The 17,868-nt window shown below is 38.0% G+C and carries 17 protein-coding genes, 2 tRNA genes and 2 other annotated features; of the genes, 15 read left to right on the top strand and 4 right to left on the bottom strand.

Translation table 11 applies throughout. The features are described 5' to 3' along the window. Positions 1-294 carry a DUF6509 family protein gene (locus TY15_RS08640; protein ID WP_040208637.1) on the bottom strand — a complete coding sequence of 98 codons (294 nt, stop codon included), beginning with the start codon at positions 292-294 and terminating at the stop codon, positions 1-3. 231 nt (positions 295-525) lie between these two features. Here TY15_RS08640 and TY15_RS08635 point away from each other — a divergent pair, with 231 nt between their 5' ends. The 4 genes from TY15_RS08635 to TY15_RS08620 are packed head-to-tail and all read left to right on the top strand — an operon-like array spanning position 526 to position 5,103. Next, on the top strand, positions 526-1,191 hold the full coding sequence (locus tag TY15_RS08635) for a TorD/DmsD family molecular chaperone (RefSeq protein ID WP_052353732.1): 666 nt from the start codon (positions 526-528) through the stop codon (positions 1,189-1,191). Further along, positions 1,184-3,577: a DMSO/selenate family reductase complex A subunit gene (locus tag TY15_RS08630; protein ID WP_040208638.1), complete on the top strand. Its 2,394-nt coding sequence runs from the start codon at positions 1,184-1,186 to the stop codon at positions 3,575-3,577. The genes TY15_RS08635 and TY15_RS08630 overlap by 8 nt, the downstream gene beginning before the upstream one ends. Positions 3,578-3,589: 12 nt before the next feature. Next, complete coding sequence (locus TY15_RS08625; protein WP_042374321.1) at positions 3,590-4,177, top strand: DMSO/selenate family reductase complex B subunit; 588 nt, start codon at positions 3,590-3,592, stop codon at positions 4,175-4,177. Positions 4,178-4,197: 20 nt separating this feature from the next. Beyond that, on the top strand, positions 4,198-5,103 hold the full coding sequence (locus TY15_RS08620) for a 4Fe-4S dicluster domain-containing protein (protein WP_074432792.1): 906 nt from the start codon (positions 4,198-4,200) through the stop codon (positions 5,101-5,103). Between the two features lie 109 nt (positions 5,104-5,212). Here the strand turns inward: TY15_RS08620 and TY15_RS08615 are convergent. The 3 genes from TY15_RS08615 to TY15_RS08605 form a co-directional block, all read right to left on the bottom strand. Continuing rightward, positions 5,213-5,304 (bottom strand) — tRNA-Ser (locus tag TY15_RS08615). A 5-nt stretch (positions 5,305-5,309) separates the two neighbouring features. Continuing rightward, positions 5,310-5,383, bottom strand: a tRNA-Gly gene (locus TY15_RS08610). 187 nt (positions 5,384-5,570) lie between these two features. Continuing rightward, on the bottom strand, positions 5,571-6,848 hold the full coding sequence (locus tag TY15_RS08605) for a bacillibactin exporter BcbE (protein WP_040208643.1): 1,278 nt from the start codon (positions 6,846-6,848) through the stop codon (positions 5,571-5,573). Between the two features lie 238 nt (positions 6,849-7,086). Continuing rightward, positions 7,087-7,335, top strand: a binding site (T-box leader). A 39-nt stretch (positions 7,336-7,374) separates the two neighbouring features. Then, positions 7,375-7,629 (top strand) — a binding site (T-box leader). A gap of 62 nt (positions 7,630-7,691) precedes the next feature. Between TY15_RS08605 and trpE the strand changes: the two genes are divergently transcribed. The 11 genes from trpE (at position 7,692) to TY15_RS08550 (ending at position 17,835) form a co-directional block, all read left to right on the top strand. Next, positions 7,692-9,077, top strand: coding sequence for an anthranilate synthase component I (gene trpE / locus TY15_RS08595; RefSeq protein WP_040208645.1), 1,386 nt, complete (start codon positions 7,692-7,694; stop codon positions 9,075-9,077). Further along, the gene (locus TY15_RS08590; RefSeq protein WP_040208647.1) at positions 9,077-9,688 is read left to right on the top strand and encodes an anthranilate synthase component II; all 612 of its coding nucleotides are present in this window, start codon (positions 9,077-9,079) and stop codon (positions 9,686-9,688) included. Before trpE ends, TY15_RS08590 begins: the two co-directional genes overlap by 1 nt. After that, positions 9,660-10,685: an anthranilate phosphoribosyltransferase gene (trpD, locus tag TY15_RS08585; RefSeq protein WP_040208648.1), complete on the top strand. Its 1,026-nt coding sequence runs from the start codon at positions 9,660-9,662 to the stop codon at positions 10,683-10,685. Before TY15_RS08590 ends, trpD begins: the two co-directional genes overlap by 29 nt. After that, positions 10,686-11,477, top strand: a complete 792-nt coding sequence (trpC, locus tag TY15_RS08580) for an indole-3-glycerol phosphate synthase TrpC (protein WP_040208650.1) — start codon at positions 10,686-10,688, stop codon at positions 11,475-11,477. Beyond that, the gene (locus TY15_RS08575) at positions 11,474-12,094 is read left to right on the top strand and encodes a phosphoribosylanthranilate isomerase (protein ID WP_040208652.1); all 621 of its coding nucleotides are present in this window, start codon (positions 11,474-11,476) and stop codon (positions 12,092-12,094) included. Before trpC ends, TY15_RS08575 begins: the two co-directional genes overlap by 4 nt. A gap of 1 nt (position 12,095) precedes the next feature. After that, positions 12,096-13,295, top strand: coding sequence for a tryptophan synthase subunit beta (gene trpB, locus TY15_RS08570; RefSeq protein WP_040208653.1), 1,200 nt, complete (start codon positions 12,096-12,098; stop codon positions 13,293-13,295). A gap of 1 nt (position 13,296) precedes the next feature. Then, positions 13,297-14,082, top strand: coding sequence for a tryptophan synthase subunit alpha (trpA, locus tag TY15_RS08565; protein WP_040208654.1), 786 nt, complete (start codon positions 13,297-13,299; stop codon positions 14,080-14,082). Positions 14,083-14,333: 251 nt separating this feature from the next. After that, complete coding sequence (gene mnmH, locus TY15_RS08560; protein WP_040208656.1) at positions 14,334-15,410, top strand: tRNA 2-selenouridine(34) synthase MnmH; 1,077 nt, start codon at positions 14,334-14,336, stop codon at positions 15,408-15,410. Between the two features lie 177 nt (positions 15,411-15,587). Continuing rightward, positions 15,588-15,716, top strand: a complete 129-nt coding sequence (locus tag TY15_RS25120) for a hypothetical protein (RefSeq protein WP_257000283.1) — start codon at positions 15,588-15,590, stop codon at positions 15,714-15,716. 29 nt (positions 15,717-15,745) lie between these two features. Beyond that, complete coding sequence (locus tag TY15_RS08555) at positions 15,746-16,429, top strand: response regulator transcription factor (protein ID WP_040208657.1); 684 nt, start codon at positions 15,746-15,748, stop codon at positions 16,427-16,429. Next, positions 16,426-17,835 carry a HAMP domain-containing sensor histidine kinase gene (locus tag TY15_RS08550; RefSeq protein WP_040208658.1) on the top strand — a complete coding sequence of 470 codons (1,410 nt, stop codon included), beginning with the start codon at positions 16,426-16,428 and terminating at the stop codon, positions 17,833-17,835. The genes TY15_RS08555 and TY15_RS08550 overlap by 4 nt, the downstream gene beginning before the upstream one ends. The last annotated feature ends 33 nt before the right edge of the window (positions 17,836-17,868 follow it).

The following is a 17,868-nucleotide window of genomic DNA, read 5'->3' as shown; positions in this document are numbered from 1 at the left end:
TTATTCCACCCGATGTTCTTTACAATAAGTAAGGACAAGTTCCTCCTCATCTTCCTCCAGTTCAAAATCAAGAACCTTGTCGCTTCCACGTTCATAAAAGTAATAGTTGGTAATTTTTTCTTCGCTTTCATCACTTACAAAAATAACTTTTAAGCCAATTCCATTTTCAGAATAGAGCTCATCTTCTATATCTACTTCAAGTTCAAGAAAGAACTCATAGCGATCACCTGATAATAAACCAAATGGGTCTTCTAATTTTTCAACTTCGTGTCCAGTAATGTTCAAGTGTATCATCCTTTGCTGTTTATTCGACCATCTTATTATACACCTTTTTTTCCTCACTGAAAAAAATTACTACTGAAGTGTCTATTGATTTTGAACTTAATGTGAATAATTGAACAAATCAGTTCCAACTTTGGAGCTATAAGGTAAGATAAACATTGAAAGGCTTACATATTTACTAAGAAAAAGGAGGAATAAATTTATTAATGTATGTGAAATATTTCACATTTAAGGAGAGTGGAAATGACATTAACTAAGTCGATACATACCCAATTACAGCCGTTTATGCAATCGAGACAAAATTTTTACAAAATCCTATATTCCTTATTTTTAGATCCAACAAATGAGGAGATATTGTTTGAAATTGGTACCCTAGTAAATTTTGGTGAACTAGAGGAGTTCCACGAAGGTGGAGGAATTCTCGCTTGCTTCTTTGCACAATTGACCACAGAAAACTACAGACTAGAAATAGAGGAATATCATCGTCTTTTTGTTGGACCAGGCTATTTGGCTGCACCTCCTTGGGAATCATTTTATAGGAGTAAAGACCATCTGTTATTTGATGATTGTATGCTTCAAATAAGAGACCAATATCATCAATTTGGACTTAAATTTATCAAAGAAAATAATGAACCGGATGACCATTTGCTACTTGAATTGGAATTTATGATTCATCTTTCTGATTTATGCTTGCAGCCAAGCGAAACGGATGAAATTTTAGAATTAATCTCTAGTCAGATACACCTGCATCAAGAACATCTATCCATTTGGATTCCTAATTTTTGTGACAGAGTTATTGATCATACCAAAAGTCAGTTATACATCGGGGCTGCCATGCTATTGAAAGACTTTATTAACTACGATTTAGCATCTTTATTGGAAATACGGGAGGCGTTAGCCAATGTCTGAAAATAACCATTTAAAGAATTTATTAAACAATAAAATGCAGAGGCGCACCTTTCTGAAATGGTCAGGGGCGATTGGGATTCCGGTAATCGCTGGTGGAATTGGAACAAAGATGCTGGTGGACCATAAAGAAGAAACAAAAAAAGCAGTTGCAAAAGACAATGAGAAAATTATTTCAACATGTAGTATTAATAACTGCGGGGGACGCTGTGTCATTAAAGCCCATGTAAAAGATGGAGTAGTAGTACGTGTAAGTACTGACACACAACCGGGCGGTGACCTATCGACGCCTCCACTCCGAGCATGTGTCAGGGGTAGAAACTATCGCAGTTTACTCTATCACCCGGATCGACTGAAATTTCCGATGAAGCGAATTGGGAAAAGGGGCGAAGGCAAATTTGAACGGATATCTTGGGACGAAGCCATTGAAACGATTGCGTCGAAGGTTAAACGAATTGGGGATAAGTATGGTCCTGAATCAAGGTATGTAAACTATGCATCAGGGCAAAGTTGGGGACTACACGGGGGAAAAAGTGCAGCAAGGAAATTATTAGCTCTTACAGGCGGTTATTTGAATGCTCGGAATGATTATAGTTCTGGTGCTGGAAATGTTGCCACTCCGTATACGTATGGAACCAACAATTCTGGTAGCAGTTTTGATTCTCTCTTGCATTCAAAGTTGATTATTTTATGGGGTCAAAACCCATCCGAAATGATTTTTTCGACACCATATCGTGAATATTTAATGCAGGCAAAGAAAAATGGTACAAAAATTATCGTCATTGACCCAAGATATACAGATACGGCAATAGCCTTTGCAGATGAGTGGATTCCAATCCTTCCAACAACTGATACGGCTTTGATGGATGCAATGGGGTATGTGATTGTTACCGAAAAATTGCATGATCAAGCGTTCTTAGATAAATATTGTATTGGTTTTGACGGGGATCATATGCCGGATGGAGTAGCGAAAGAGGAATCCTTACAAAATTATTTACTAGGAGAAAAAGATGGTGTTCCAAAAACCCCTGAATGGGCCGAACAGATTTGTGGGGTCTCTGCAGCTAAAATACGTGAAATTGCCCGTGAATATGCGAACACTAAGCCAGCCGCGTTAATACAAGGCTGGGCTGCGCAGCGACAAGCGTATGGTGAGCAATTTATGCGTGGGGGTGCTCAATTAGCCTGTTTGACCGGAAATGTTGGTAAGCTTGGCGGCTGGGCTGCAGGGACAGGTTATTGGAGCCGCTCAGACATTGTTTATCCATTTTCAGTTGAAAATCCTGTAAAAGCATCTATCCCTTGTTTCCTTTGGACAACTGCTGTTGAAAAAGGCACGGAAATGACCGCTACAGATGGTTTAGTTGGCACAGATAAACTTACGACTAACATTAAAGCCATTTTTAATATGGCAGGGAACATGTTGATTAATCAGCATGCGGATATCAATAAAACTCGCAAACTTTTAGAAGATGAAAGTAAAGTTGAGTTTATTGTTGTCAGTGATTTATTTATGACTCCAAGTGCTAAATATGCTGATATTTTATTGCCTGGAACAACCTTTTTTGAACGCTATGATATCGGTGTACCTTGGTGTTTCGGAGATTACGTCGTTTTTGGCGATAAAACAATTGACCCACTATATGAATGCCGGGATGAATATGATGTGTTTGCAGAAATTGCAGGTAAATTAGGTGTTAAAGAGAAATTTACCGAAGGGAGAAGCACTCTTGACTTAGTAAAGGAAAGTGTGGAAAGAACGAAAAAAGAGTTAGATCCGAACTTTCCGACGTTCGAGGAATTCCGAAAGCAAGGAGTACATCACTTTAAATATGATGAACCACTTGTAGGCTTTAAAGATCAAATTGATGATCTTGAGAAAAATCCATTTGAGACTCCTTCTGGGAAGATTGAATTGTTTTCAAAAGCATTATGGGATATGAACCAACATGAAGAAATTCCTGCGATTGCGAAATATATCTCCTCATGGGAGGGACCAGAGGATCCATTAATTAATGAATTTCCATTACAGCTGATCAGTTGGCATTATAAACGAAGATGTCACTCCACCTATGATAACCAGGAATGGCTTGAAGAAGCAGCCAAACAAGAAATGTGGTTGAATCCGAACGATGCCGATAAACGAGGGATAAAAAATGGTGACCGTGTTCAGGTGTTTAATGAACGGGGTTCTCTTTTGATTGATGTAAAAGTGACACCAAGAATCACTCCAGGAGTTGCTGGAATTCCTCAAGGTGCTTGGTATACTCCTGATAAAAACGGGCTTGATCAACGGGGTTCAGTTAATGTGCTGACATCACAGAGACCGACTGCCCTTGCTAAAGCAAATCCGCAATTAACAAACCTTGTTGAAGTTAAGAAAGCATAGGGAGTGAGGAATTTGGAACAATTAGGATTTTATATTAATCAAAGTCTCTGTACTGGTTGTAAAGCATGTTCCGTTTCTTGTAAAGATAAAAACAACCATGATGTCGGGATTAATTTCCGAAGAGTATACTCTTATGAGGAAGGTTCCTTTCTTGAGCAACCAAGCGGCGGGATTGTTCAGAACGTAAAATCATATTATTTTTCAATAGCCTGCAATCACTGTAAACAACCAGCTTGTATCCCTGTCTGTCCAGTAGGAGCCATTGAGAAAAGTAAAAAAAATGGGGTAGTGACGATTGATCAGGATATTTGCGTAGGGAGTCAATTATGTGTGAAAGCATGTCCTTATGGAGCACCACAATTTAATCAAAAAGTTTTTAAATCAAATAAATGTAATTTCTGTATTGATTTGCAAGAATTAGGGGAAGAACCCGTATGTGTAACGACGTGTCCAATGAGGGCAATTGAATTTGGTCCAGTTGAAGAGCTGCGAAAAAAATACGGAAATGTCAGTCAAATAAAAGGAATGCCAAGTAATACGATTACACATCCAAATATTGTGATCACTCCACATAAGGATGCGAAATTATCCAGCAGTTAACCTTATCAGCAGGTGATGAAATGTCTCTATTAATGAATTGGCTAGAAAGCTTGCACATCGATCCCAATATTACCAACAAGTGCTCGAGGAGGAGAAATCGACGATCAACCTGTAGTATCTGCTCAGAAGTATGTAATAAGGGGTCCCTTTCTCTTACCGAGGAGGCAATCGAAATAAACTTAGAAACATGTACCTCCTGTGGGGAGTGTATGATTGCTTGTCCATTGTCTGCTATCGAGGGGATTCCTACATCTAGAGAAATCAACAGTGGGTGTTTAATCTATTCGGACTGCTATACTCCAAGTGTAAAAGAATTACTGATTTACAAGAAAAGAGGGTTGGCTCATATTCGTGTGAATACCTCAAGACTTAATGAAAACTGGGAGCAAACCATTAATGAGGCAAATCATCAATTAACGCTGCTTGGACAACCAGTCTTGGAAATTGTGAGAAAGAGCGAAGAAAAAACCTTTTCAAGACGAGGGCTATTTAGCTCACTTCAAAAGGAAGGAAAGCAACTGGCAAAGAGTATGACTCCTGCGTCATGGAAGATGAATGCGAATGATTGGGTATTGAGGCATTATTATCCAGATGATCAATTTTACACGGTGGATATTGATAAAGATAAATGTACCTTCTGTCAGGCGTGCTTTTCCTTTTGTGCACAAGCAGTTTTTCAAGTTGAGAACGAATCTTTACAAATTGAACATCAGAACTGTGTTAACTGTCGGGATTGTTATGATATTTGTCCTGAAGAGGCAATTCAAATAAAACCGGAAATTAAGAAAAAAGAAAACTCACAGCTTGGCTTTCATATAGGAGAATGCCGAGATTGTGGGAGGGCTTTTCATACATTTCAAGAAGATAAACGTACATGTCCAGTTTGTTTTAATCGCGATTCGGGATGGTTAAGCCCGTTTGAATAAAAAATAAGAGGAGTCTCTACAGAGTGATTAAGACTCCAGAGAACTGCTCTTACTTCTTTTTGTATGAAAAATAAAAACCACTTCATGGAGTGGTGTAAACACGAAAAGATGGAGGAGAAGATGAGATTCGAACTCACGCAACGGTTGCCCGTCCTAACGCATTTCGAGTGCGCCCCCTTATAACCACTTGGGTACTTCTCCATTGTTGGAGCGGGTGAGGGGAATCGAACCCCCGCCGTCAGCTTGGGAAGCTGAAATTCTACCATTAAACCACACCCGCAAACTTCATTATAAACAAGATATATTATAGCATATCTATTATATTATTGGTATAAAAAATAGGAAAACAAATTTAACTAGTCAGAATGATTTTACGGGTCATTAAAAAAAGTGCTGAAAATAATTCTTCAGCACGGTTACTTTAGACGTTTGCCCTTCTAAAGTGGTAAGTAGGTATCTACCCTTTTTTATGCATTTGCCTTTGGTTTAATCGCGATCAACGCTACAATTGCTGCCACAATACTGAGGCTGCTTAATGTGATGAAAATCCAATGGGTGGCATACTTCATTAACAGAGCAATCATAGGCGGCCCTGCTGCGACACCAATAAACCGCATTGAGCTATAAATCGAAGAAATTGTTCCTCTCTCTTTTTTTTCAATACCTTCCGTAATTAAAGCATCGAGACATGGAAGGCTTAATCCAATCCCAACTCCGCTAATGAGAAACATGGTAATCATATACCAAAGGTTAATCGAGAACCACAGTGCCGCAATCGAAACAGCAGCGAAGACTATACCCCCAAAAGTAATCCATTTCATTAATACTTTATTTTTCTTAATGACTTTTCCGCTAATAAATGATGATAAACATAGTGCCCCTAAGGGTAAGGCTAAAAAGAAGCCCTTTTTGACATCCTTGATTCCATATTCTTTTTCGAAAATTTCAGAGAGGTAAAACAATATACCAAATAGAACGAGCATTAGTATACCTCCAATAAAAAAGATGGCATAAAGCCAACGTCCTTTTTCGGTAAAGGTATTTTTCACATTCACAAAAAAATCCTTGAAAGGGATTGGTTTTTCAGTCGTTTTGGGACATTTAACAAGGAAAATCATCATAATAACGGAAATTGCACAAAAGACAGGAAACGAAAAAAAGGGCAAAAACCAAATAAAACCAGCAAGAAATGCCCCTAATATGGGGCTTAAGACCTTTCCAAACGTATTGGAAGTTTCAATAAGACCCAAACAACTACTGACATCATCATCATTTTTAAACATATCACCTACAAGGGGCATGACAATCGGTGCTGCGCCTGCTGCACCAACCCCTTGGAGTGCACGGCCAATTAATATAAGCCAATAGGCATCCGCTAATTTCCAGGCAGCCCAACCGGAAACAATTCCTCCAATACCTGCAATGACAAGACTTGGAATGATAACTTTTTTCCTCCCTATGTGATCTGAAAGGTAGCCTGCTACAGGAATTAGAAAAATGGCAACAATGGAATATACCGTTATGACCATACTCGTTTGAAAAGAGGAAATTGATAATTTTGTTTCCATGGAAGGTAACACAGGAATCAACATTGAATTCCCTAAAGTCATGACTAAAGGAATGGAAGACAGTGAGACAATTGCCCATTTTTGAATAGATATTTCATTGGACTTTTTTCGCCCACCAGCCTTCTGTTTCTTTTTTGCTCCCTTTGGCTCTTGGCATAATTGTTCGATATGTTCCATGAATCCTCTATCCCGCCTTCATTTTTGCTTCTAAATTTTACATACATTCATCGTTCTAATTACATTGTTAACTACCTTTACTATTTACTTATTTTCTTAAAAATACCTATGGACACTAAATCCTTTAAATGGAAGTACTCAAGTAATAAAAGTTGATAATTAAATAAAGCTAAAATTTCAAAAAATACTTGACACTCAAGACAAAGTTGGATAGGATAATAATCAATAAAGAAAATCGTATACGGCGTTGACGAAGAGTAGTAACTAGTACGGATTGTTTAGAGAGCTGATGGTTGGTGAAAATCAGTGAAGACGTAATAGTGAATGGACTTCCGAGCCTCCAAACCGAACCTCCATAATGGTCAGTAGGCTTTGGCGAAAATCTCATCGTTACAAGAGTCAGATATTCAAGCATTTGCTTTGATATCGGTAAAGTGAGCTATATTTTAGCTAATGAAGGTGGCACCACGGGTCTCCCGTCCTTTTTGGATGGAGGCCCTTTTTGTTTTATTCAGAATAAATTATAACGAAATCGTTGAGCAAGAGGAGTACACAAATTAAATTTCTTTCCAGAGAGTTGGGGCTAGGTGGAAACCCGATATGAATGGATTTGTGGAATGGACTTGCGAGAGGTATCTTGAAGCAGAGTAGGGATACCCGGAGTTCCACCGTTAAAAGGATAGGATATCGAGCAGAGCATGTTTCTGTATCCGAAAAGAGGAAGCAGCGTTTTACTTGCTTCGAATGGAGGTGGCACCACGGTCTTAGAATCGTCCTCTATATGCGCAAACTATTTGCGCATATAGAGGACGATTTTTTTATTTAATAAAAAGGAGTTATGAGATGAAAACATTAAATAAGCTTATCATTCAGGAAATGAAGGGTGATACATTGACGCCTATTTCAATTTTACAAAAGATTAGTGGGAGGAAGAAATTCCTATTGGAGAGTTCTCATAAATACAATGATTCCGGCAGATATTCTTTTATTGGATCTGATCCCGCATTTGAACTCATATCAAGAGACGACAAGAATGAAGTCATTAGTCGTGATGGTAAGAAACAGATTTTGAAAGGGAACCCGCTAGAGATATTAACAAAATTAATACCAAAAAGTGACGATGAAGTAAATCTTTTTCCCTTTATTGGAGGAGCGGTAGGGTATGTTGGATATGACATCATCAGAAATTTCGAAATAATCGGAAAAGAATACCCTGACCAATTAGATATGCCGGATGTGCATTTAATGTTTTATGAGGAGGTCATTGTGTTTGACCATCTTGAGGAGAAAGTGATGATTTGTGGAATACCACTTTCAGAACAAAGTAGTAAAGAAGCAATTACACAACGGATATTACAAAGAATGGATGAACTGAAGGAACCAGACTTTTATCGTGAAGAAGAGCCATTTCATTTTACAGGCTTTACTTCAGACTCGACTAAGGAAGCGTTTATGAAGAATGTTGAAATTGCAAAGGAACATATTGTAGCAGGGGATATCTTTCAAGTTGTCCTGTCAAGAAGAATGCAATCAACTTTTCAGGGAACGCCACTATCCCTTTATCGGAAGCATAGGAGTACAAATCCTACACCCTATATGTTTTATATCGAGTTCGAAGAATATACTGTACTTGGTTCCTCCCCGGAAAGCTTAATAAAAACAAGGGGCACAACGGTGATTGCTAATCCGATAGCTGGGACAAAACGGAGAGGGAAATCAAGTGAAGAAGATGAACAAATTGCCAATGAATTATTTAATGATAAAAAGGAACTTGCAGAGCATCGAATGTTAGTGGATCTTGGAAGAAATGACCTTGGTAAGGTATGTGAGTTTGGGTCAGTCCATATTGATAAATATTTGTCAGTTGAAAAATTCCGACATGTCATCCATCTTGTTTCCGAAATAAGCGGCACACTTAATCCAGAAAATACGGCATTAGATGCTCTGGCAGCTTGCCTTCCAGCCGGAACGGTTTCAGGAGCTCCAAAGGTCCGTGCAATGGAAATTATTAATTCCTTAGAAAAATCAAAACGTGGGCTTTATGCTGGGGCAGTTGGTTATGTATCAGCTAGTGGAAATATTGATTTCGCCTTGGCAATCCGGACGATGATTATTAAAAATGGAACAGCGACCATACAGGCGGGTGCTGGGATTGTTCATGATTCACAGCCAGACTCAGAATATGAGGAAACATTAAATAAACTAAGATCCTTTTTGGAGGGTGAATAATGATTTTACTGATTGACAATTTCGACTCGTTTACATTTAATCTTTATCAGTATTTAGGTGAATTAGGGGAAAAAATAGTCGTTTACCGGAACAATCAGCTAAGTATGGATCAAATTAAAGAAATGAAACCAAAGGCCATTATTCTATCTCCAGGTCCTGGAAGGCCAGAACATGCAGGGATTTGCATGGAAATTATTCGGACCTTTTATAAAGATATCCCTATTTTAGGTATTTGCCTCGGCCATCAAGCGATTGGTGCGGTCTTTGGATATAAAATAAGAAGAGCAAATTTTATTAAACATGGCAAAACTTCGTTTATTACCCATCGAGGAACCGGGGTATTTTCAAACTTAGAGTCTCCATTAGAAGTGATGCGCTATCACTCATTAGCGATTGAAATATCAAGTGGTTCAACAGATTTAGAGTGTATCGCAATTTCCAAGGACGATAATGAAGTGATGGCTATAAAGCATCCAAACTACCCGGTTTATGGGCTGCAATTTCATCCAGAATCAATTGGTACACCTACTGGTAAGCAGCTATTAAAAAATTTTATAATTGAAATAGAAGGGGAGAAAAAGAATGAAAAACTATCTACTTCAATTAGCTGAGCAGCAATCTTTTACGGAAAGGCAAATGAAAGAAGTAGTGGAGTTTATTTTAGATGAAGAAGTCACGGAATCTGAAATAGCTGCATTTCTTATGGGTTTAAAATCAAAAGGAGAAACGGTTGAAGAAATTGCGGGAATTGTTAGAGCGTTGAAGGGAAATACCTTGACATTTAAACAGAGATTTCCGAATGTTCTGGATAATTGTGGAACAGGAGGGGATGGCTCGTCTAGTTTTAATGTAAGCACAACTTCTGCGTTTGTCATAGCAGGAGCTGGCATTCCCGTTGCCAAGCATGGCAATCGCAGTATTTCGAGTAAGACGGGGAGTGCAGATGTGCTTGAATATCTTGGCGTAAACCTAAATTTATCAGCAGAACGAACAGAGGAAATCCTCCAAGAAATTGGCATTGCCTTTTTATATGCCCCACATGTCCATCCGAAATTAAAGAAAGTTATGACTGTGAGGAGGCAATTGAAAATCCCAACCATATTTAATTTTATCGGGCCATTAACCAATCCAATCGAGTTAGATTATCAATTATTAGGAGTTAATCGAAGAGATTTACTAAATGTATTTGCAGAAGTGTTACAGATGCTTGGTCGTAAACGGGCTGTTGTAATAAATGGGGCAGGCTTTATGGACGAAGCTTCCCTTCAAGGAGAAAACCATTATGCTCTGTTAGAAGATGGAGTAATCACAAATCTAACTTTTCATCCTGAAGAAATGAATCTTCCGCTTTATAACAACATTGCAATTAAGGGTGGAGATTCAATGGAAAATAGTGAGATCTTAGTAAATGTACTAAAGGGAAAAAAAGGAGCCCATCGTGATACGGTGTTACTCAATGCAGGAATTGGAATTTTTACGGCAGGAAAGGCCACTTCCATAGTAGATGGCATTGAAATGGCAAAAGACATCATTGACACAGGTAAGGCCTATTCGAAATTAACGGACCTTATTAAACGTTCACAAGCAGAGAAAAGTGAGGCGATATAAATGGCAACCATCCTTGACAAAATAATTGCTGAGAAAAGGAAGGAGGTTTTACACCTTCATCAAAATAAACAAATGATCCAAAGAAGAAACGGTCCAATAAGGTCATTTTTACAAAAGCTTGAGGATGCGACTGAACTTTCGATTATTGCTGAATTTAAACGAGCCTCACCATCCAAAGGAATAATTAATGAGGGAATTGAACCAGTGCAACAAGCAGTCATTTATGAAAAGGCAGGTGCTGCAGCTATTTCCGTTTTAACCGATTCACCCTTTTTTAAAGGCTCGTTTACCGATTTAAAAGCAGTACGTGAAAAAGTGGATATCCCGATTCTTTGTAAAGACTTTGTCATTGATCCCATTCAAATAGATATAGCAGCAGCCAATGGAGCTGATCTTATACTGTTAATTGTTGCTGCGTTAAAAGAGGAGCAATTGATGGACCTTTTTCATTATGCAAAATCTAAAGGTCTAGAGGTATTAGTTGAGGTGCATAATCTAGCTGAACTAGAAACGGCGGTTAAAACAGGTGCAAAACTCATTGGTGTCAATAATCGTGACTTGAAAACTTTCCATGTATCACTTGGGATTACAGAACAATTAGCTCCGATTGTAAAACAATATGGTGCGTATCTCATAAGTGAAAGTGGAATCCACAAACAAGAGGATGCAGAGCGGGTTAGAAACGTAGGTGCAAGGGGAGTGTTAGTGGGTGAGTCATTGATGATTAGCCAGGATGTCAACAAATCCTTTTTAAACCTTCGTATACGACTTAAAGGGGCTGTTAACAAGTGAAGGTGAAAATTTGTGGCATAACCGATGTGTCCACAGCGCAGGCTGCTGTAAAGTTAGGTGCTGATGCTATCGGGCTAGTATTTGCTGATAGTAAACGCAAAGTTTCTCTGGATAGAGCTAAAGAAATCGTACTGGCACTTCCCTCAGAAGTAAAAAAAATTGGCGTCTTTGTAAACGAGAACAGCAAGGAAATGGAAAGGATCGCTTCCTATGTGGGTTTAACACATCTTCAATTACATGGAGACGAATCGGCCATTTATTGTGAATCGCTCTCATTACCAGTAATCAAAGCGATTAGCTTCCAAGGAAATAAAGTGCTGGCGGCCATGCAATCCTTTCCTGCAGATTATATCCTTCTCGATGGTCCAAAAGGCAAATATCATGGTGGAAATGGTACTGCCTTTAATTGGAGTGAGGTGCAAACAGCTTACTTAAATGGAAAAAAGCTCATTTTAGCTGGAGGATTACATGTTGAAAACGTGGAAGAAGCTATTTCAATTATGAATCCTTATATGGTAGATGTAAGTTCAGGAGTTGAAACAAATGGAGTAAAAGATCTTGTGAAGATCGAAGCTTTTATTAATAAGGTCAAAACTAGGAAAGTTGGAGGAGAATAGAATGAACACATATACGTTGCCGAATGAAAAAGGCCATTATGGCATTTTTGGGGGAAGATTTGTTCCAGAGACATTAATGAAGGCTGTGATTGAACTGAATGAAGCATATGAAGAGGCAAAGAATGATTCCAGTTTTCAAGCCGAAATTTCGAGATTACTAAAAGAGTATGTTGGCAGAGAAACTCCCTTATATTTTGCAGAAAATCTCACAAAGCATGCGGGTGGAGCGAATATCTACCTAAAAAGAGAAGATCTAAACCATACAGGTGCACATAAGATAAACAACGCGATCGGTCAGGCATTGTTAGCAGTAAGAATGGGGAAAAGAAGAATTGTTGCCGAAACTGGTGCTGGCCAGCATGGTGTTGCAACAGCTACTGTTTGTGCATTACTAAATCTTGATTGTATCATTTTTATGGGTGAAGAAGATATAAAACGTCAATCATTAAATGTTTTCAGAATGGAATTGTTAGGTGCAAAGGTTGTAGGAGTAACCTCTGGAAGTGCGACTCTAAAGGATGCCGTTAATGAAGCATTAAGATACTGGGTAGCTAACGTCGACGATACTCATTACTTATTAGGATCTGTGATGGGGCCACATCCTTTCCCGGTAATAGTACGAGATTTCCAAAGTGTGATTGGAAAGGAAACAAAAGCGCAGTTTTTAGAAAGGAATGGTTGTCTTCCCGAGGCTGTCGTTGCTTGTATCGGAGGAGGTAGCAACGCAATGGGGATGTTCTATCCATTTATTGAAGATGAGACGGTCCAATTATTTGGGGTCGAGGCAGCGGGAGCAGGGGTAGAGACGGATTTTCATGCCGCTTCATTAACGAAAGGAAAACCGGGCGTTTTACACGGTGCTTTAATGTATTTATTACAAACGGATGATGGTCAGGTCCAAGAAGCTCATTCTATTTCTGCAGGATTGGATTATCCTGGAGTTGGGCCGGAACATAGCTATTTAAAAGATAGTGGTCGGGCAAGCTATTTCTCGATTACAGATCATGAAGCACTTGATGCCTTTCAACTTTTATCGAAGCTCGAAGGTATCATCCCAGCACTTGAGAGTGCCCATGCTGTTGCCTATGCTATCAAATTAGCAGGTGAAATGGAAAAAACAGAAAATATTGTTGTTTGTTTATCTGGCCGTGGAGATAAGGATGTAGACACAGTAAAAGCAAGGATTGAGGGAGGGAAGTAACATGAATCGGATTGAAAAAGCGTTCTCATTACTAAAAGAAAACAACAAAAAGGCCTTTGTTCCGTACATAATGGCAGGGGATGGGGGATTAGAGGTTCTTGTTGACAGACTAGTATTACTGGAACGATTTGGCGCCACTGCAATAGAGGTTGGAGTTCCGTTTTCTGACCCTGTAGCAGATGGACCCACCATTCAACAAGCAGGATTAAGAGCACTGGAGAATGGGACGACACTCAAAGAAATAATTAGCGTGCTTGAAAAGGCGCGAGAGGTAGTAACTATTCCAATCATTCTTATGACCTATTTAAATCCTATTTATGCATATGGCATAAATGAATTTGTCAAGGATATCCGTCAAGCAGGGGTAGATGGCTGTATTATTCCTGATCTTCCGATTGAAGAGGAGGAAATGATTGCGCCACAGCTCGAAGAAGTACAGTTGGAATTAATTCGCCTGGTTACTCTTACAACACCACTCGAACGAATTAAAACAATTGCGAGCAAGGGAAGGGGCTTTTTATACATGGTAACGGTCAAGGGAATTACTGGAGAAAGGAAGGAATACGATGAGCAGTTATATCAATTTCTGCAGTTAGTGAAACAGGTAAGTCCCATTCCGGTAATGGCAGGTTTCGGAATCTCAAATAAGCATCAAATCTCAGAAATCACTGCCTATTGTGACGGAGTGATTGTAGGAAGTAAAGTGGTTGATTTATTTGAGCAAGATGATCTGGGTGAATTGGAAAATTTGATGTCTATCTTCAAACAGGAATCAAATATCATGTAAGGTTTACAAGTCTACTTCATCTTATTGGAGTAGACTTTTTAATTGGCAGTCTTTAAAAAAGTAAATTTTCAATTTCTTGAATACAGTGCAATTCTTCTTTATAATAGATATATATCATTGTAATAATAAATTTTTGCGTATGATTTCTATTTAATGAACAAATTTTTAAAACTTCCAGTAGTGGAAGTTTTGTTTGTTTTTATTGCTTTTTATCTGAACGTTTTATTATTTTTTCTAGGGGCGTAATATATATGAAGGAAATAACTGTAGAAGATTTGTTTCGCTTAAATAAACGAATAATTATTGATATACGATCTCCGATAGAGTTTAAAGACGGAGCTATCCCTGGAGCAATCAATGTTCCCTTATTTTCCGATAAAGAACGTGAAGAAATAGGTACGATCTATAAACATGAAGGACAAGCAGCAGCTAAGTGGAAGGCGATGGAATTTGTGTCTCCCAAAATTCCGTCTTTATTACAGACAATAAAATCCTACCATACAGAGGGTGAGTTAGTTATCCATTGTTGGCGGGGAGGGATGAGAAGTAAAGCAGTAGTGACCTTTTTAGAATTTGCAGGAGTTTACGCATGGCGCCTAGTTGGTGGGTATAAAGCATACCGTCATTTTATCCTTGAGAGTATCCCCGAATTTATTCCTGAAAAGGCAATTGTACTTCACGGGATGACAGGAGTAGGTAAAACTGAGGTATTGAAAATTTTGGAAAATAAAGGCTATCCTGTTCTAGACCTAGAAGGAATGGCTGGTCATCGTGGTTCTATTTTTGGCACGATTGGTCTGAGTGAAGGCCACAATCAAAAAACATTTGACTCTTTATTATATAAAGGTCTTCAAGATATTCAAGGGAGTAACTATTTTCTTGTGGAAGCGGAGAGCAAAAGAATAGGTAAAGCCGTTCAACCAGAAAAATTGATGGACGTTAAATTTCAAGGAATGAATATTTGTATTCATTCTTCCCTTGAACAAAGAGTAAAGCAGCTTGTCGCTGAATATGTGTCGCCATACATGGATGAAACATGGTATCATGACAAAATTTCACAGGGAATTAACAAGGTATTAAAACGTATAAAGGACCCAGAGATTCGAAATAGACTTTTAGAATTACTACATGAGCAAAATTATCCAGAGATCATCTTGATATTACTTCAACATTATTATGACACACGATATGAACATGCAAGGCAAGAATATGAAGGGGATTTTTTTGATATTTTTGCTGACAATCCTGAAGATGCTGCTGTGAAAATCATTGCAAAGTTAGAGGAATTATCGATTCCACCTTTTATTGAAGCAAATAAAATAAATTAATCCTTTTTATAGCCAAAAAGCACACGCGTTGTGCTTTTTTAATTTATTTTCTAAGCGAATTCTCATTTACTTTTCATCATTGCCACTTCTTATAGATGTATTATTACAACGATATAATTAATGGAAATAAGGGGTACCTTTTTGTAGCCGAAATGATTGAACAAGGAGGAATGGATTATGTTATGGATACGATTTGTCATAGTTGGCTTCTTCTCACTCACGGCTCTTTCGCTCATATCTTATCAGTCAATTGAAATTATTCAGGCGGTGATGGATTTTATTCGCGATAAACATCAGTTAAAATAATAGAAAAACGTACTGTGAGTGTGGAATGTATGTCAAAATTATTAATTATAGAAGATGAGAAAAATTTAGCTAGGTTTATAGAACTTGAGATGACTTATGAGGGGTATGAGACTACCGTTTCTGCTGATGGTCGAAGTGGATTACAATTAGCACTTGCCGATCACTGGGATGCTATCTTATTGGATTTAATGCTTCCCGAATTAAATGGGATGGAGGTATGCAGGCGGATTAGGCAAACTAACAAGACAATTCCGATTATTATGATTACTGCACGTGATAGTGTGTTGGATCGTGTTTCGGGTCTTGATAGTGGTGCTGATGACTATATTGTAAAACCATTTGCCATTGAAGAATTATTGGCTCGATTAAGGGCTTTATTCAGAAGGGTTGATGCACTCACTCCCACGTCTAATGAGATGACTATCCTGACGTTTAAGGATCTTGTTGTTGAATTAGAATCCTGCGTCGTTAAAAAAGGAGATAAGGTAATCGCTCTTACAAAGCGAGAATATGACTTATTGGTTATTTTCATGAGCAACATCAACATTGTGTTAACTCGAGAGGTACTCTTAAATAAGGTTTGGGGCTACAGTACGGGCGTTGAAACAAATGTCGTCGATGTATATGTGCGCTATTTACGAAACAAAATTGACAAGCAAAATGAAGGAAGCTATATCGAAACAGTTCGTGGGACAGGATATGTTATGAGATGATTAACAAGATAAGGAAGCAACTAAATCGACTATCATGGCAGACAAAGTTAGTGTTAAGTGGTTCAACAGCCATTTTTTTTACTTTTTTTCTATTTAGTTTCTTAGAATATCATACCGTTTCAAAATGGATGATGAATCGTGAAGAAATAGCCATTAATAGGACGATGACTGATATTGCCACATTTTATAAAGAAAAAGGTAACGAGTTAACAAGTGAAGATATTCAGAAGAGTGAAGAATTTTTAAGAAAAATGAATGATAATGACCAATTAATAAGGATATATGATCAAAAGGGGAAGATCCTTGTTTCCGATAAGAATGGTGAATATGCTGTATTAGAGCCTATACCAGCAAAGAATAGTACGACGGAATTGGTTTCAATCGAGGGGAATGAAGCGTATGTCGCTAGGTACCCGTTAAGTGGTGATAATTTTAAAGGAACACTGGAAATTGTGCGACAATTAAACAATTATCATAAAATGATGAGTAATCTCTTTTGGGTAATGACAATATTTGGAGTTGCTGCTATTTTATTTAGTGCAATCAGCGGTTTTTTTCTGGCAAAACAACTTTTAAAGCCTGTAAGAGATTTGGCCAATGCAATGAAGAGAATCAAGGAAAATGGTTTTCAGGAAAGAATGGTTGTTTATAAACAAAAGGATGAATTAACGGCTCTCACAAATGTTTTTAATGAAATGATGGATGACATAGAAAAGTCCTTTCTGCTTCAGAAACAATTTGTTGAAGATGCTTCACATGAACTAAGGACACCTGTTTCTATTTTAGAAGGACATCTTTCATTACTAAATCGATGGGGAAAAAAGGATCCTGCCATTTTAGATGAATCATTAGAGACCTCCCTTCAAGAGGTAACAAGATTAAAAAAGTTAATCAATGACTTATTGCATTTGACTAGAGCCGATCAGTTGAGATTAAAAAATGATGAAAATAGCGATATTTCTGTTATTTTGCAGCAATTGGTGAAAAATTTAGAAATCCTTCACCCTGATTACCAATTTACTATTGATCTTAACAAGTCATTACCGAGTTTAGCAATTGCCAAACAGCATTTTGAACAACTCATGATTATTCTATTAGATAATTCAATAAAGTACTCTTGTAGCAAAAAAAAGATTCGGATATCTGCTATTCAACAAGGGCATGAAATTTGGATTTCAGTCGTCGATAGCGGGATAGGAATACCAAATGAGCATATTTCCAAAGTATTTAATCGTTTTTACAGAATTGATAAGGCACGTGGCAGAGAGAGCGGTGGAACAGGTCTCGGCCTATCGATTGCCCAAAGGCTAATCAAAAAATATAATGGATCTATTTCCATTGAGAGTAAAGAAGGGGTAGGGACCAGAGTGAATGTTGTCCTCCCAGTTGTTGGCCACAATTTATAATTTAAATCCACACAAGATCGTCTACCCTTTAAT

The sequence above is a fragment of the Neobacillus jeddahensis genome, from assembly GCF_000612625.1.
Classification (GTDB): Bacteria; Bacillota; Bacilli; order Bacillales; family Cytobacillaceae; genus Neobacillus; species Neobacillus jeddahensis.
This window is presented reverse-complemented; position numbering and strand designations above follow the sequence as displayed.

Excerpts from the sequence above, each read along its gene's own strand:
- TY15_RS08555 (WP_040208657.1), top strand. The coding sequence starts at position 15,746 with ATGTCAAAATTATTAATTATAGAAGATGAGAAAAATTTAGCTAGGTTT.
- TY15_RS25120 (WP_257000283.1), top strand. The coding sequence starts at position 15,588 with ATGTTATGGATACGATTTGTCATAGTTGGCTTCTTCTCACTCACGGCT.
- trpC (WP_040208650.1), top strand. The coding sequence starts at position 10,686 with ATGGCAACCATCCTTGACAAAATAATTGCTGAGAAAAGGAAGGAGGTT.
- mnmH (WP_040208656.1), top strand. The coding sequence starts at position 14,334 with ATGAAGGAAATAACTGTAGAAGATTTGTTTCGCTTAAATAAACGAATA.
- trpA (WP_040208654.1), top strand. The coding sequence starts at position 13,297 with ATGAATCGGATTGAAAAAGCGTTCTCATTACTAAAAGAAAACAACAAA.
- trpB (WP_040208653.1), top strand. The coding sequence starts at position 12,096 with ATGAACACATATACGTTGCCGAATGAAAAAGGCCATTATGGCATTTTT.
- TY15_RS08605 (WP_040208643.1), bottom strand. The coding sequence starts at position 6,848 with ATGGAACATATCGAACAATTATGCCAAGAGCCAAAGGGAGCAAAAAAG.
- TY15_RS08550 (WP_040208658.1), top strand. The coding sequence starts at position 16,426 with ATGATTAACAAGATAAGGAAGCAACTAAATCGACTATCATGGCAGACA.
- trpE (WP_040208645.1), top strand. The coding sequence starts at position 7,692 with ATGAAAACATTAAATAAGCTTATCATTCAGGAAATGAAGGGTGATACA.
- trpD (WP_040208648.1), top strand. The coding sequence starts at position 9,660 with ATGAAAAACTATCTACTTCAATTAGCTGAGCAGCAATCTTTTACGGAA.
- TY15_RS08635 (WP_052353732.1), top strand. The coding sequence starts at position 526 with ATGACATTAACTAAGTCGATACATACCCAATTACAGCCGTTTATGCAA.
- TY15_RS08630 (WP_040208638.1), top strand. The coding sequence starts at position 1,184 with ATGTCTGAAAATAACCATTTAAAGAATTTATTAAACAATAAAATGCAG.
- TY15_RS08640 (WP_040208637.1), bottom strand. The coding sequence starts at position 294 with ATGATACACTTGAACATTACTGGACACGAAGTTGAAAAATTAGAAGAC.
- TY15_RS08590 (WP_040208647.1), top strand. The coding sequence starts at position 9,077 with ATGATTTTACTGATTGACAATTTCGACTCGTTTACATTTAATCTTTAT.
- TY15_RS08620 (WP_074432792.1), top strand. The coding sequence starts at position 4,198 with ATGTCTCTATTAATGAATTGGCTAGAAAGCTTGCACATCGATCCCAAT.